The organism is Viridibacillus sp. FSL H8-0110, from assembly GCF_038003565.1.
Taxonomy (GTDB): domain Bacteria; phylum Bacillota; class Bacilli; order Bacillales_A; family Planococcaceae; genus Viridibacillus; species Viridibacillus arenosi.
The window spans coordinates 3,580,484-3,595,210 of record NZ_JBBOPJ010000001.1; the positions used below are offsets into that span (position 1 = coordinate 3,580,484).

Consider the following 14,727-nt stretch of genomic DNA (forward strand, 5'->3'; position numbering starts at 1 on the left):
AAACTCTAGATTTACTTTCAGTTACTAGAGGAATACTGCTCTTAGCGAAATAACAAAAAGAACTCTTATAATTAAGAAAATCCAAAAAAGACATTGACTAAACTGCCACTTTTTTAGCAACATAAAAAGGCTTTTCTTTATTTAGGTAGCCCACTAAACCCCCTTTTTGTAATAATTAACAAGTGAATGAAGGACTATAAACAAAAATAAACGCTGTTTCCAAGGGGAAACTAATAGTTTACACACTTGCAACGATGCGGTTCTTTAGTTTTTTAGTGCAAATAAATATACTGAGAATAGGAGTTGATCATATGTATTTTTCTTCAAAAATAAAAGAAGAACGTCAAAAGCATAATATGTCACAACAACAGCTTGGAGAAAAACTTAATATTAGTAGACAAGCTATTTCCAAATGGGAACGTGGAGAAGGTTACCCTAGTATTGAATTGTTAATTAAGATAAGTGACATATTTGATATTACTCTTGATGAATTAGTAAAGGAGGATAATTCTTTGAAAGAGAAACTCATAAAAGATAGCCAAAAATTAGTCTATCCAAGGTGGAAATTGTTTTTTGATATTCTTCTAATGATTGGATTTTTAATCATACTAGCTAAGATTATTATTGTAATAGGGAATAAGTTATTTGATTTAAATATTGTGTTCTTACAGGATTCTCTGTTATTTCAAATTGGACCGTTTTTTATGACTATCATTGGAGCGATTGGCAGCGAATCTCTAGCCAAAAAATACAAATAATCATTTTGGATTTAGATATAAAAACTAATTTTATAGGAAAGTCCCCTCAAACTATCTGAAGGGACTTTTTTCAGTATATATCTTATTCAACAAAACTGCCCCGTTAGTTTAAGTACATTTCTTCACAATCTTTATAGTGATTGATAATGATGTCCAATATTTCCGCAAGTTCTTAATATTATTCCAAGCGATTGTATTCCTTGAGATGCAATAAATGCTTTCAGACTATACAAAAAAAATTCAATTAAAACTTCATAAAAAAAAAGAGCCTAATTTTCTTAGAGTAGAAAATTAGGCTCTTTTTATGTCGAAATTTACTTAGCGTATATTTTCGTTAAAATGTGTGTGGCACCCCATGCCCATCAACCTAAGGTTTTGTTGTCCCACACAACGATTAAAATACACTTGGTTACCATAAAAAACATCACGTTCTCATTCTGAAAGCATTATAGAAGTTTAACCTAATGACTATATAGCAGGTACTGATTATTAAAGAAAAAATGCAATCGGATAAATCATTATAGTTCATCTTCTTCAACTTTTTTACCGTTATACTTAATATATCCATATATACATAAGCCGAAAAATACTCCGCCCATACTATTTACAGTAAGATCTCTCATGGTAATTGCTTCTCCAGAAGGTAAATATGTTAATAAAGTAAATAAAACAAAGAAAATAAATCCTGAAAATATCGAATTACGACCTAACATTTTATTATTTGATGTATAACGTATATATATTTTTTTGATCCGCATCATCATAACGATATAAAATGATGTTGTTAATAAAATAATTAAGGCTAGAATGCCAAGTGATGTAATTTCTTTGTTTAAAATCAAATCATATAACATAGCTCCAAAACAGATGAAAAGAGCTATCACCCCAGCGTTTGCCATTATTTCGAAGGCTGTGTTTTGTTCTCGTTCATCAACAGAAGTACCTCTACCAAATGGTATTACCAGGTTTCGTGGCATTGCTTAGTTGGAACTATGGCGTGAAAATTTTATCATCCGTAAATGGAATTTTATTTATTAACTTCGTCCCAATCACTACATTAGTCATTATGATGATCCAAGGATATAAAATAACAATCTTTGATGTTGCAGGAACACTGCTAGTTATTATAGCTCTCATACGAAATAACGTATGTCAACGTAAGGAAGAAAACGAGCATCAGAAGAATTTACTAAAGGAACAGATGAGTAAGGCTGTTTGATTTCAATATGATTGGAGGTTTATATATGTTTGGAAGTTTATTGTTCTTCTTTACTGCAGCAATTGGATGCGAGCTTGCAGCAATTAATCGAAATGGTCGCAAGAAGATATAACAACAAGCTGAAATGATACAACTGTTAAGAGAGTTACTTAAACAATAATTAAAATTAGAATAAAAAAGAATTATAAAAAAATTGGAGCTTCGAAATATAATCCTCTTCTTTTTGAAGTTTGATACCCCAATCTCCTGAATAATCATCTAATTATTTTATGGCATATTAAATTATAGAAATAAAAAACTTTCAAATTATTAATTTTAGTATGTGCTTGTATTTTACCAACGGTGATGAGGATTAATATTACGATTAACAACAACATTAAAGTTCATAAAAATAAACAGAATGAATAATTGACAAAAAATGATAATAGTAGTAATCTAACTTAAAACATACGCTACCGTATTTTACTGGAGAGATGATATGCAATTAACGAGGGAAGATTGGATAAAAGCAGGATTACAACAATTATCTGATGAAGGGATACATAAAGTTCGCATTGAAGCACTTGCTCGATTGCTAAAAATAAGCAAAGGAAGCTTCTATCACTATTTTCGTGACCATCAAGAGCTTTTAGATTCTATGCTCGACTTTTGGGAAGTACATGCAACAAAGCTGATTGTTCAAAGTATGGAGCAACAGGATGCCTCTTTAGAACAGCTATTACAGATTAGTTTTAGTCGAGATAAAAAAATTGAGAATGGTATTTATACTTGGGCTAAATATGACCCTGTTGTGGCAGCACGTTTAGTAGATATGGAAGAACAGAGAATTTCTTGTGTTGCAAAATTGTATCAAAAAATGGGCATAAACGAAACTGAATCAATTGATCTGGCGAGACTTGCCTATTTAACGTATGTAGGATGGATGACAAGGTTTGAAGCAAATCCTAATTTTGATATTGATAAAATGGTTGAGCTTTTAACTTCTTTCAGCGCGTGTCCAAACATTCGCTAAAAGAAGTTAAAGCCTCCGGCGGATGTCACGGAATCGGAAAGGAGTTATTTGTGCAAGCATAAAGCCGATTCCGGACGCAATTATGCCGAGGCATAATTGATTATTCGATAATAAATGTCCCTAATATGGTTATAAAACCTGAAGGGACAAAATTTTCACCACAACATACGGTAGTGTATGTTTTATTTGAAGTTAAGACATTGGGGGCGAATTAATGAAATCACTATTAATATTAGTAGCTGTAGGGCTTCTGTGGTTTATCAGTTTTTTGCATATTTATTGGGCTTTTGGAGGTCGATGGGGTTCTGCCGCTGTTCTCCCAGTAAAAGAGGGAGAACATAACCCTGCTTTTACTCCGAGAATATGGGGAACATTATTCGTAGCCATTCTTATTCTACTGGCTAGTGTCATTATTGTTGTTCAAGGAGGTTATTTGCAGGGGTTCCAAGCAAATAGTTTATCTAAAATCGGAAGTATTGTCTGTGCTTTAGTTTTTATTATTAGGGCAATTGGTGATTTTAAGTTTGTTGGATTTTTTAAAAAAATTAAACATTCTCAGTTTGCTAGATACGACACTTGGTTCTATAGTCCATTATGTTTATTCTTTGGCTTTGTCCATATCTTGTTGTTGTTTTAATAAGTATAATGAATTCCCTATAAAACATATTTTATACAGGAAGAAAACACCTCAAAATGGTGACTTTAAATTCTATATATGCTTTTTTTTATATGCACATCTAACCACAACTTTAAAACATTCATTTAATGATACTTCTATATTTGAAGTTATTTCAGGTTGATATATTTGCAAATTCCCCGATTATTTCTCTATGTTCATCTTTAACAGGTTTATCAGAGAAATAAGTAACAGAGACATAGTTTGCACGCTGATTTTCCCCTTAAAATATTACTAAATACAAAGCTAAATAAAGTCCACACTTATTCGCTATACTATGTCAATAAATAACCTCAATTTAGAATACAAAAAAGGAGCCACATGTATATCAGCTCCATTAATATTATATATTCTACATTTTTCATGATGCTAATTTAGCATTTCACCCCATCAGTTTTTATGCTGCTCAAACATTGTTTTATTAAACTGATTGGACTTCCCTCTTGGTATACTTAATGATTGCCATTCGGAAGTTTTTAAAAGCTTTCCAATATACACAATTTGCCCAACATGATAGGAATAATGCGAAACTTGGCGCTCAATCGCTGCCATCACAAGGTGATTTTCCCCACGTATCTTAACCTTTTTTAGTAAATCTTGCTCTGTTAAATCATCAAGTGTGTTAAATACAATTTGCCAGCCCTGTTCCCAAATCCGGATTAACTCTTTCCTAGGTAAGTACGAATCATCAAATTCTAAATCCCTATTTCTATTTGACTTTTCTCCATCTGTACTTAGAAAATCACTCCAACGGGAAACCATATTTCCTCCTACATGTTTTATAATAACTGCAATACTATTAGATTCCTCATGATTGGACCAATACAGTTGTTCATCATCCAGTTGATGGAAGGTTTGATCCCCCAGCTTTTTTATTTCCATAAACCTTTTCTTTACTATGTTTAAATAATTCACACCTATATCCATTTCATTACCCCCTTAAGCGAATTCTAACATATAGTAATAAATTCCAACTACAAAATTGGCGAAAATAAACTACTTATAGATTCTTTTAATTTTTTCTTAAAACTCTTATTTTTCATATCTGCCATTGTCAACTCTCTGCTAGCTTGAAAATCTATTTTGAAATCATGCAATAAGTGATGAATTGCAGCACTAGCTTCATATAGAAAGACCATAAGCTCATGATTAAGGCGGAAACTACGAATGTCAAAGTTGGCAGTTCCAATAGCTGCACTCATACCATCTACAGTAATAATTTTGCAATGTAAAAACGATTCTTCATCATAGACAAATACACGTACTCCAGCTTCAAGTAAAGTTTTAATATTGGCATTACTACCATGATAAGAAATTCCCATATCACCTTTTCCAGGAAGAATAATTCGTACATCTATGCCACTCATTGCTGCTCTCCTTACCACTGCCAAAGCTTCAGCGTCTGGTATAAAATAAGGGGTTGCAATCCATACATTTTCATGGGCTGATTCGATTAAATTAAGCATGGAATCACGAATGATATTTTCTTTATCATATGGCCCACCATATATCACCTGAGCCCAATCATCTCCTTTTTTTATCGGGGAAAAGTATTTTTGTATCCCATTTTCATTTGTAAAAGGAGTAGCAGCACCTTTTTCGTTTTTCATAAATATCCAATCATTTAGAAATGATTCTTGTAATTCACTAACTGATAATCCTTCAATACGAAGATGCGTATCGCGCCAAATTTTAAAGGTATTCGTATTAGATAAATATTCATCACCTACATTTAAACCTCCTGTGAATCCGATATGACTATCCACAACTATTACCTTCCTGTGATTTCGAAAATTAGCCTTATGCAAGAACCACAGGGATAATATCGGTTCAAATGCTATGACCTCGGCTCCGGCATCGGACAATGGTTTAAGGAAATTCGAATTCAAACACTTTGCACCTATTGCATCATACATAAAGCGTACTTCTACACCTGCCTTTGCCTTTTGGACTAATAAATCTCGTATTTCAGTTCCAATATCATCTTTTTTATAAATATAGAATTGCATATGGATATGACATTTAGCATTTTTTATAGCCTCCATAATAGCTGAAAAAGTTGCAGCACCATTAGTTAAGATATCAATCGTATTCCCTTTTAATGGTTTAATATTTGATAAATTTGCAATACGTTTTGATAAACGGGGACGTTCGGTAGAATGATATTTTTTTTGTATTGCATGTGTTACTTTAATTAACTTAGTTGTTTCTTTTATTTGTGAAACAGTAAATTTTCGTGTTATTGGATCTCTTCCTAAGCATAAATAATACCCTGTTCCAATGACTGGGAGACCCAAAATAATTATAATCCATACGACTTTCGATGAAGTATTACGTATATCAAAGAAAATTAATTTAAAAACTATTGCAAGTCCAAATATCTCAATAAGTATGCCTACTACATAAGTAATTTTCATATTCCACATAGAAAATATATATCCGATGCCTATTATGACTGCCGAAATGGCTACAAATTGGATAACCTTCTGCATAGTATCCCTCCACTTTTCTGCCCCTATTACAAAATAACTCTACACTTACAACTTATGTGAATTCCGTTAAAAATAGCTCCTATTTTTTCGAGAATCAGAAGCTTTCAAAATAATTTCTCTACTTACATTTTTAGTGAATTCCAATATAATCTAACCTAACAAAATTCACAAATACAGGTAATACTTGAATCAGAATTTAAGTGTATATTATAGAATTTGCGATATTTTTTTATTATTTCAACTGTTTATTTAATGTATATTTATTTGTTCTTAAAATTTAACAGTAAATATCACCATTCATTATCAAGCTATCATTTCCATATTTTTTGTTTCAATTCTTGAAATTACTCCTACTCACTTCCTTAAATAATAATTTCATAATTTCATATCTCTCTAGTCTTTTTCTCCCTTCAAGTGAGAAGAATGACTTTTTTCATCTTTTTTACACATTTATTGTCGAATTGAACTTTTACCTACATTAGACAAAAATCCCCTTTTTATATTTTTGTATTTTTATTCAATATAACTAATTTAAAACCATAAAATTTGATATCTATTAATTATTCCAAAAGTTAAGCAAAGAACGGAAAAATGAATATAAACTTTATCTTTCTATAATTTGTCCTATAAAAAAATTAGTTACACAAAAATTCACTAATATAAGATAAATATTTTAATTACAAAATTAGCTACTTTAAATCATTTATTTCTACAAAAACATACGTTTCTATATACATTGATTATAGGAAAATACAAACTTTCTGTAACACAGAAATTTTAAAAGCTTTACTATGTTCAAAGAATTAATGTAGAATTACAGCTTGTGACCGAACGGACATTATTTAGACACAAAATAATATACGGTTTTTATGCACAGAAGGGAGGAGAAGGTATGTCGGAATATGGACAAGAGGAACTTTCTGCGCTTGTACAAAATGTAGCTGCAATCGTATTCATGTCAGCTTTTGTCATGGGAGCATATAAATATTTTACTATCGTGCCATGGCTAACAATTATTGGAGTAGCAGTAGGTCTAGGCATTATTATTATGAGTTGGGCAGGAAAGAAGAACGCATTTTTTGTTGGATCACTAATTTTGATGTCAATCGTGTTAGTCATCTACCACAATTTTTCATCAATCTTTTAGAAAAATAGATTTGGAGGTCTTATTATGGCAGCAAAAGATAACAAACAATCACATGTTGAGTCGAATTCAAGACGGGATTTCATAAAAAATTCCGGGTTAACACTTGGTGGCTTAGTACTTGGTGGAGCTTTCGGCGGTTTATTGAACGTCAACAGCAAATCAAAAGCGGATTCAGCCGACAATAAATCAAACAAACCACAACTTACTGCAAACCCAAACGTTGCATTAATGTTTTTTACACAAGAAGAATACAACTTAACACAAGCAGCTGCAGATCGTATTTACCCTGCTGACGACAATGGTCCAGGGGCTAAAGATTTAAACGCAGCTATATACATCGACCATCAATTAGCAGGATCATACGGCATTAACGCCAAGGATTATCGTTTCGGACCTTACTATGAAGGACGTGAAACTGCTGGTACACAAACAAAAATGCTTCGTAAAGATATCTTCTTAACAGGATTGAAAGCATTAGATACTTATAGTCAAAAACACTTCAAAGATAAATTCACTGCATTAGATACGGAAAAACAAGATAAAGTTTTAACAGCATTCAGCGAAGGAAAAGTGAAACTTTATGGCAATGTCCCATCTACTGAATTCTTCGGATTACTTCGTTCGTTAACAATCGAAGGTGTCTATGCAGACCCAATGTATGGCGGTAACAAAGACATGTTAGGTTGGAAAATGAGAAAATATCCAGGCTCTCGCATGAATTATAACCAAGAAATTATGAGTGAAAAATTCGTCACACTTGAACCACAAGGCTTAAATAGCCATATGAATCACTGATAACAGAAAGGATTGAATTACATGGCAAAAAAATTATCAAAAGTACCAGTAGTCGTAGTAGGTATGGGCTGGGCAGGCGGCATTATCTCTGCTGAACTAACAAAAGCAGGTATCAATGTTGTTGGACTTGAACGTGGTAAAGAGCGTTCTACTGCAGATTACTTTATGGGTCACGATGAACTTCGTTATCAACACCGCACTGAACTGATGCAAGATTTAGCAAAAGAGACAATTACACACCGTAATTCCCCTGATCAACGTGCACTTCCAATGCGTCGCTACGGTACATTCATCATCGGTGATGGTGTTGGTGGCGCCGGCAGTCACTGGAACGGACAAACTTACCGCTTCTTGCCTTATGACTTTGAAATAAAAACAATGACAGAGAAAAAATATGGCAAAGGCAAAATCAAATCTGATATGCCAATTCAAGACTGGGGTATCACATATGATGAACTAGAGCCTTACTACGATACATTCGAGAAAATGGCTGGTACCTCTGGAGAAACAGTAGAACTTTACGGTAAACGTAAAAATGATTACCCTACTGGCCCTATGAAAAAAACACCGACACTTGAAGTATTTGAAGCCGCTACTAAGAACTTAGGCTACAAGCCATACATGGTATCTTCAGGAAACTTATCTGAATCCTATACAAATCCAGATGGTATAGCTCGCGGTGCTTGTCAATATTGCGCTTATTGCGAAAACTTTGGTTGTGAATACGGCGCTAAGGCTGATCCTGTCGTAACTGTTCTCCCAGTAGCACAGAAAACAGGTAAACTTGATTTACGTACACATGCAAATGTATTAAAAGTTACAAAAAACAGCACTAAAGCAACTGGTGTAATTTACGTTGATACTATGACAGGCATCGAATATGAACAACCAGCAGATGTTGTCGTAGTAGCAAGTTATGTATTTAATAATGCAAAACTTTTATTAACATCTGGTTTGGGTGAAGCCTACAATCCTAAAACTGGTAAAGGTACAGTTGGTAAAAACTATTGCTACCAAGTAAGTTCAGGTTGGTCTACAGCTTTGTTTGATAATCAAGAATTCAATACTTATGCTGGTGCTGGTGCGCTTGGTATGGAAATTCCTGAGTATACTGGCGATCACTTTGACCATAAAAACCTTGACTTTATTCACGGTGCTGGTATTCGCATGTTCCAATATGGTAATCGACCGATTGCAAACAATGTTGTTCCTGAAGGTACACCAAACTGGGGTCCAGAATTCAAAAAAGCGTCAATCAAATATGCGAATAGTTGGTTGAAAGTTGCTTCTCAAGGCGCTTCAATGCCTCATATTAATAACTATTTAGATCTTGATCCAACATACAAAGATGAATATGGCATGCCTATACTTCGTATGACTTATGACTATACTGATCAAGATAAAGCCCTAGTAAAATATATGGCAAAAGTGACTAATAAAATTGCGAAAGAAATGGGTGCTGACCACATCATCACTGCTGGAGAGCAAGGACCGTTTAACGTAAACAAAGATACAAATACACATAACACTGGTGGGGTTATTATGGGTGCTGATCGTGAAACTTCAGTGCTTAATAGCTATCTACAAATGTGGGATGTTGACAATGTATTCGTTGTTGGAGCTTCAGCTTTCCCTCACAACAGTTGCTTCAACCCTACTGGAACTCTAGGAGCATTGTCATACCGTGCTGCGGAAGGTATCGAAAAATATCTAAAGGATGGCGGATCTTTAGTTAAAGTAAAATAATAAATATAAAAGCAGGAGTTGATTAAGATATCAATTCCTGCTTTTTTTATTCATTTTAAGTTCTTAATAACTAAATGGTTATGAATATATGTCAATATTTCTATTTTTAATTTTGGAATAAGAGAATTATACTAAAATCACCTTAAAAACTTCGGTATAGAACAATTATTCGCGAAAATTGTTCTAATCATGAACTACAAAGAAACAATTACACAATGAATAACAGGAAAAAATTATTACTTTAGCAAGTTAGATAAATCACACATGGAAAAATACATTTATAAAATTATTTAGGCCAATACTATTTTATTCCTGTGTAATTGATTTACAAAAACAAAAAAATTAAAACTCAAAATTATATATAGCTTTAAAGTATGCTAAACAAACAAATTTGCACATAATTGATTATACTAACTGTATTACAAAATAAGGTGGTGCTTTTCATAGACATATTGCAATTGCGCTATTTTCAAGTAACTGCTAAGCATGAGCATTTGACTCGAGCAGCTGCCGAATTGAATATTTCACAGCCAGCCTTAAGCAAAATGATTGCAAAATTAGAAGAAAACATCGGTTATGAGTTATTTGATCGAATTGGTAGAAATATAAAATTAAATAAATTTGGGGACAGTTATTTAAGAACTGTTGAAAATATATTCCTTATGCTACAAGAAGGCGAATTAGAATTAGATCAGCTCGCTGGGAAACAAAGCAATATACTTTCTATTTCTGTCACAATACCAACTATTCTTCCTGAACTTTTAGGTGAATTTATTGAATTACAACCAGAAGCTCGTTTCCGCCAACGACAAGTAATGCCATCACAAATCAAAAGACAAATTGAAACTGGTGAAATCGATCTTTGCATATCAACACAACCTGTTTTTGGTAATGATATAGAATGGATGCCACTTATTGAAGAAGAAATTCAGCTTGCAGTTCCTCTATCTCATCCTCTTGCTAAATATAATGAGATTCAATTAAAAGAGTTAGTAAACGAACCCTTTATCGTCATGCCGAAAGGATATCAATTCCGTGAAATGACAGAACTATATTGTATGAAAGCTGGTTTCTACCCAAAGATTGCCTTTGAGGGTGAAGAAACAGGCGTTACTTATCAATTGGTTGAGCATGGCTTGGGCATTGCTTTTTATCCAAATTCCCTATCCGCAAAACGCATTCGACATTTAAACATAGCGAAACTAAAAATCGTAGAACCATCTTGTACAAGAACAGTTGGACTAGTATGGAACAAAAAAAGAATTCAGTCCCCTATGCTAGAACACTTCATTCAATTTACTGCACAATATTTAAAAAAGCATTATGAACAATAAAACCCCTTCCACACTTAGCAGGGGTTTTTTCTATGGTTTCAAGGTATTGAAATTAAAATAAATAAAAATAACGACCGATTTATTATTTCTTATTAGCTCGATATAAATTCATGGTTTTGAATCCTTTTCCAAGAATCTCTACCATTTCTGACAAGCGTTTTTCCTGTGTTTCTTTACGTTTCGCACTAAAGATAAATCGAGCCCAATCTCGCTGATACCCTGGTGTTAGTGCATTATAATAATCAAGTATTTCTTTTTGATTACTCAAATACTGTTGGATGTCTGGAATACGATTCACATAATCACCGACACGTTGACTTAGGTTATTACTGTTTATACATTATTTGTATTATTAAATCACGTGTATCAACATATATTTGTAATCGACTTAATCTAATTCCTCATTGTATTAGCAATCCTTCTAAACGAAGTTTCACATCTGACCATTCTGAATCTATAATGCTATATACTACCGTATTACGGATTGTACCATTTGACCGGATCATATGATTGCGTAAAATTCCTTCCTTTTTTGCTCCCAATCTTTCAATTGCTGCCTGTGAGCGTTTATTCTCGTGATCCGTTTTTATTTGTACTCGATTGACACTTAATTGCTCAAACGCATACTTCAACAATAAATACTTACATTCTGTATTAATAGGAGTTCGCCATTTTGTTGGGGTGATCCATGTAAAGCCAATTTCTAATCGCTTTTGTTGATAATCAATGTCCAAAAATCTCGTAGATCCAATTATTTGATTTGTCTTTTTTTCTATAATAACGAATGGATTTTGGGTGCAATTGATTTTTTCATGTAAAGCTTGTTGTATATATTGTTTCATATCCTCAATCGATCTTATTTTCGCCGATGTATATGCCCAAACCTCTTGAAACTGCCCCGCCAAATAAAGCCCCTCTAGATGACTATCCTTTAAGGGTACTAACAATACATGTTCACCTATTAACTGAATATCTTCCATTATACTTCACTCCTTTGCTATTATTAAAACAGATTTTGATTTAATGAATAGCACCAAAAAGAAAGGTTTTAACCATACCAGATGAGGTGAAGCTATGACATTGACTATTTATTTTGACCAATCTACAACACCTTTATATATACAGATTTATGAACAAATAAAGGAATTAATCCAGTCGCAGCAGTTAATCGAAGGTTCAAAACTCCCTTCAAAACGCCAACTTGCAAATCAATTACAAGTAAGCATTCATACCGTACAAATTGCTTATGAACAGTTAACTTCTGAAGGTTTTATTTCAAGTCGTGAACGTTCTGGTTATTTCATAGCGCCCTTTCTTGAAGAGTGGCGAATGAAAATAATCCCCACACCAAAAGAAACTTTTAATAATGATGTTATTGAACCTATAGACATCGACTTTAATTCTGGCCAAATTGCACATGATCACTTTCCCTTTAAAACTTGGAAGAAAATAACAATAAATCTTATGCGCGCTGATCTGACTTATCATAGTCCTTGGCAAGGAGAAATGTCTCTTCGCGAGCAAATATGTCAATACGTTTATTTATCCCGAGGTGTATCCTGTACAGTAGATCAAATATACATATGTAATGGTATACAAGCCCAGCTCTCCTTACTTTGTCATTATTTTGGCCCAACAGCATCGGTTGGATTTGAAGAACCTGGATTTTCTCGTGCTTACACCATTTTCAATCAGTATAGAATGAAAATTGTTTCAATTCCTGTAGATACAGAAGGAATGTCCATTCCAAAAGAACCTCTTAGACTGTTATACACGACGCCTGCACATCAATTTCCGCTCGGTATTATTATGCCAATTCAAAGAAGATACGCACTTCTTCAATGGGCATTACAAACAGATGCGTATATTATTGAAGATGACTATGACAGTGAATTTCGTTACAGTGGAAAGCCAATCCCTTCACTTCACAGTTTAGATTACCAAGATCGTGTCATCTATTTTGGCACTTTCTCAAAGTCATTACTTCCTTCATTACGAATAAGTTATATGATTTTACCTAACAAACTGGTAAAGGAATTTAACGACTTTTATACTGAACAAAAATCCACTGTATCGCGCATAGACCAACTAGCTATTGCTGAATTTATGAAGCAAGGTCATTGGGATAAGCATCTGGGGAAAATGCGTACTCTATATCGAAAAAGGCGTGACATCCTCGTTACACAATTAAAGCTGAAACTCGGTGAAAATGTTCAAATTATAGGTGAGAATGCAGGCCTTCATTTAATTATTCACTTAAAGCTAAACATTTCTGAAGCCTCTGCTATTCAAAGAGGTATGGAATGTGGCGTGAAGATTTATTCTGTATCGAATTATTATCATACTTCACCAAAGGATAACCTCCTTTTAATAGGTTATGGTGGATTAAACGAAGAACAAATCACTGATGGCATTAATCGTTTATTAAATGCATGGATTGATTAATATGAATTTAAAAAGGCTACTAAAATCAGTAGCCTTTTTACACCTCAATACATAGACATAATATATGTAATTTTTTATTAGTGTTCAATAATTTTTATCGACTTTTTGTCTGTATCTATCTCTATAAGTCCTCCAATAGGAAAAGTAAACATAGGCTGAATATGACCAAAGCTTGCATTATACATCACAGGAATGTTCTTCAAAATAGGATGTTTATCAAAAATAAAATGCAAATGCTCTTCAGTCACTTGAGATTTATTCTGGAATTTACCAATCACTAGTCCCTTTAAGTTGACTAATTTCCCCTGCTGTAGCAAGGACGTAAAATCACGTGCAAATGTTAGTGGATCTGTCAATTCATCATCTTCAATAAACAAAATGACATCCTTTAAATCTGGCATAAATTCCGTTCCTTGTAGTAAATTGAGAGTACATAGATTACCACCATATAACGTACCATTAGTTAATCCACCATTATAAATTTTCAAACCCTCATTTGGAATTAAGTTGCGATTATCTTGGTCTCTAAACCACGCATCGTCACTCCAAATAACCGACTGCTCAATCTCATAGGCTTCGTCTTGCATGAAGCATTTTTTGAAATAAGTCGTTTGATAATCCTGTGCCTTCCGCATTCCAAAACTTGAAAAGTGAGGTCCAGAATATGTGACTAAACCTGTTTTAGCTGTTATTGCCCATGCTAGCGCTGTAATATCACTATAGCCACATAAGATTTTCGGATTGGTCTTTATAAGTTCATAGTTGATATAGGGCAAGATCTCATTTGCATTAAATCCACCAATAACTGTCAAGACTCCTTTTACATTTGGGTCTATGAAAGCTGCATGTAAATCCTCCACTCTCGCATGAATTGAAGAAGAGTAATGTAGATCGCAATCATATACATGCTCACCAAAAGTCACTTTTAAGCCCATTTTCTCTAACTGCTCAATTGCTTCTTGAATACCATCCTTAGATAAAATTTGCATACTGCGACTAGGTGCAATAATACGTATTTCATCACCTTTTTTTAACTTTGGCGCAATCATTCTAAAGCCAACTCCTTTTCATAAATTTACAAGTACAATATTCTGAAACGTTCG

Annotated in this window: 14 protein-coding genes and 2 pseudogenes; 10 read left to right on the forward strand and 6 right to left on the reverse strand. The window is 33.4% G+C overall.

Annotated features, from left to right (window positions below):
• Positions 1–311 precede the first annotated feature (311 nt).
• Complete coding sequence (locus tag MHH98_RS17940) at positions 312–758, forward strand: helix-turn-helix domain-containing protein (protein WP_038183358.1); 447 nt, start codon at positions 312–314, stop codon at positions 756–758.
• A gap of 518 nt (positions 759–1,276) precedes the next feature.
• Here MHH98_RS17940 and MHH98_RS17945 read toward each other — a convergent pair.
• Complete coding sequence (locus tag MHH98_RS17945) at positions 1,277–1,735, reverse strand: hypothetical protein (RefSeq protein ID WP_340713326.1); 459 nt, start codon at positions 1,733–1,735, stop codon at positions 1,277–1,279.
• Here MHH98_RS17945 and MHH98_RS17950 point away from each other — a divergent pair.
• The 4 genes and pseudogenes from MHH98_RS17950 to MHH98_RS17965 form a co-directional block, all read left to right on the forward strand.
• Positions 1,702–1,977, forward strand: a pseudogene (locus MHH98_RS17950) (EamA family transporter); the annotation flags it as partial. The gene MHH98_RS17945 and the pseudogene MHH98_RS17950 sit on opposite strands and share 34 nt — an antisense overlap.
• 25 nt (positions 1,978–2,002) lie before the next feature.
• Positions 2,003–2,086 (forward strand): annotated as a pseudogene (locus MHH98_RS17955) (YrzO family protein); the annotation flags it as partial.
• A 369-nt stretch (positions 2,087–2,455) separates the two neighbouring features.
• Entirely contained in the window at positions 2,456–2,989 is a 534-nt protein-coding gene (locus MHH98_RS17960; protein WP_038179525.1) for a TetR/AcrR family transcriptional regulator, read from the forward strand.
• A 214-nt stretch (positions 2,990–3,203) separates the two neighbouring features.
• A complete protein-coding gene (locus MHH98_RS17965; protein ID WP_038179527.1) occupies positions 3,204–3,626 on the forward strand; it encodes a DUF3995 domain-containing protein in 423 nt (140 codons plus the stop codon).
• Between the two features lie 429 nt (positions 3,627–4,055).
• Here the strand turns inward: MHH98_RS17965 and MHH98_RS17970 are convergent, their stop codons facing one another.
• Complete coding sequence (locus MHH98_RS17970; RefSeq protein ID WP_076034074.1) at positions 4,056–4,592, reverse strand: DUF1572 family protein; 537 nt, start codon at positions 4,590–4,592, stop codon at positions 4,056–4,058.
• A gap of 47 nt (positions 4,593–4,639) precedes the next feature.
• Positions 4,640–6,157, reverse strand: a complete 1,518-nt coding sequence (cls, locus tag MHH98_RS17975) for a cardiolipin synthase (protein WP_038179531.1) — start codon at positions 6,155–6,157, stop codon at positions 4,640–4,642.
• 892 nt (positions 6,158–7,049) lie between these two features.
• Between cls and MHH98_RS17980 the strand changes: the two genes are divergently transcribed.
• From MHH98_RS17980 to MHH98_RS17995, 4 genes are all read left to right on the forward strand, one after another.
• Positions 7,050–7,304, forward strand: coding sequence for a hypothetical protein (locus MHH98_RS17980; RefSeq protein WP_038179533.1), 255 nt, complete (start codon positions 7,050–7,052; stop codon positions 7,302–7,304).
• A gap of 24 nt (positions 7,305–7,328) precedes the next feature.
• Positions 7,329–8,099 (forward strand): gluconate 2-dehydrogenase subunit 3 family protein, encoded by a 771-nt coding sequence (locus tag MHH98_RS17985; RefSeq protein ID WP_038179535.1) that lies wholly within the window; start codon positions 7,329–7,331, stop codon positions 8,097–8,099.
• 21 nt (positions 8,100–8,120) lie between these two features.
• Entirely contained in the window at positions 8,121–9,845 is a 1,725-nt protein-coding gene (locus MHH98_RS17990; RefSeq protein WP_038179537.1) for a GMC family oxidoreductase, read from the forward strand.
• A 458-nt stretch (positions 9,846–10,303) separates the two neighbouring features.
• Complete coding sequence (locus MHH98_RS17995; protein WP_162148703.1) at positions 10,304–11,179, forward strand: LysR family transcriptional regulator; 876 nt, start codon at positions 10,304–10,306, stop codon at positions 11,177–11,179.
• An 82-nt stretch (positions 11,180–11,261) separates the two neighbouring features.
• Here the strand turns inward: MHH98_RS17995 and MHH98_RS18000 are convergent, their stop codons facing one another.
• Both MHH98_RS18000 and MHH98_RS18005 read right to left on the reverse strand, forming a co-directional pair.
• Positions 11,262–11,477, reverse strand: a complete 216-nt coding sequence (locus MHH98_RS18000) for a YdeI/OmpD-associated family protein (protein ID WP_340713328.1) — start codon at positions 11,475–11,477, stop codon at positions 11,262–11,264.
• A 103-nt stretch (positions 11,478–11,580) separates the two neighbouring features.
• Entirely contained in the window at positions 11,581–12,159 is a 579-nt protein-coding gene (locus MHH98_RS18005; RefSeq protein WP_038179539.1) for a GNAT family N-acetyltransferase, read from the reverse strand.
• A gap of 94 nt (positions 12,160–12,253) precedes the next feature.
• Between MHH98_RS18005 and pdxR the strand changes: the two genes are divergently transcribed.
• Positions 12,254–13,624 carry a MocR-like pyridoxine biosynthesis transcription factor PdxR gene (pdxR, locus tag MHH98_RS18010; RefSeq protein WP_340713330.1) on the forward strand — a complete coding sequence of 457 codons (1,371 nt, stop codon included), beginning with the start codon at positions 12,254–12,256 and terminating at the stop codon, positions 13,622–13,624.
• Positions 13,625–13,701: 77 nt separating this feature from the next.
• Here pdxR and MHH98_RS18015 read toward each other — a convergent pair whose 3' ends face one another.
• On the reverse strand, positions 13,702–14,673 hold the full coding sequence (locus tag MHH98_RS18015) for a S66 family peptidase (RefSeq protein ID WP_038179543.1): 972 nt from the start codon (positions 14,671–14,673) through the stop codon (positions 13,702–13,704).
• Positions 14,674–14,727: the final 54 nt, after the last annotated feature.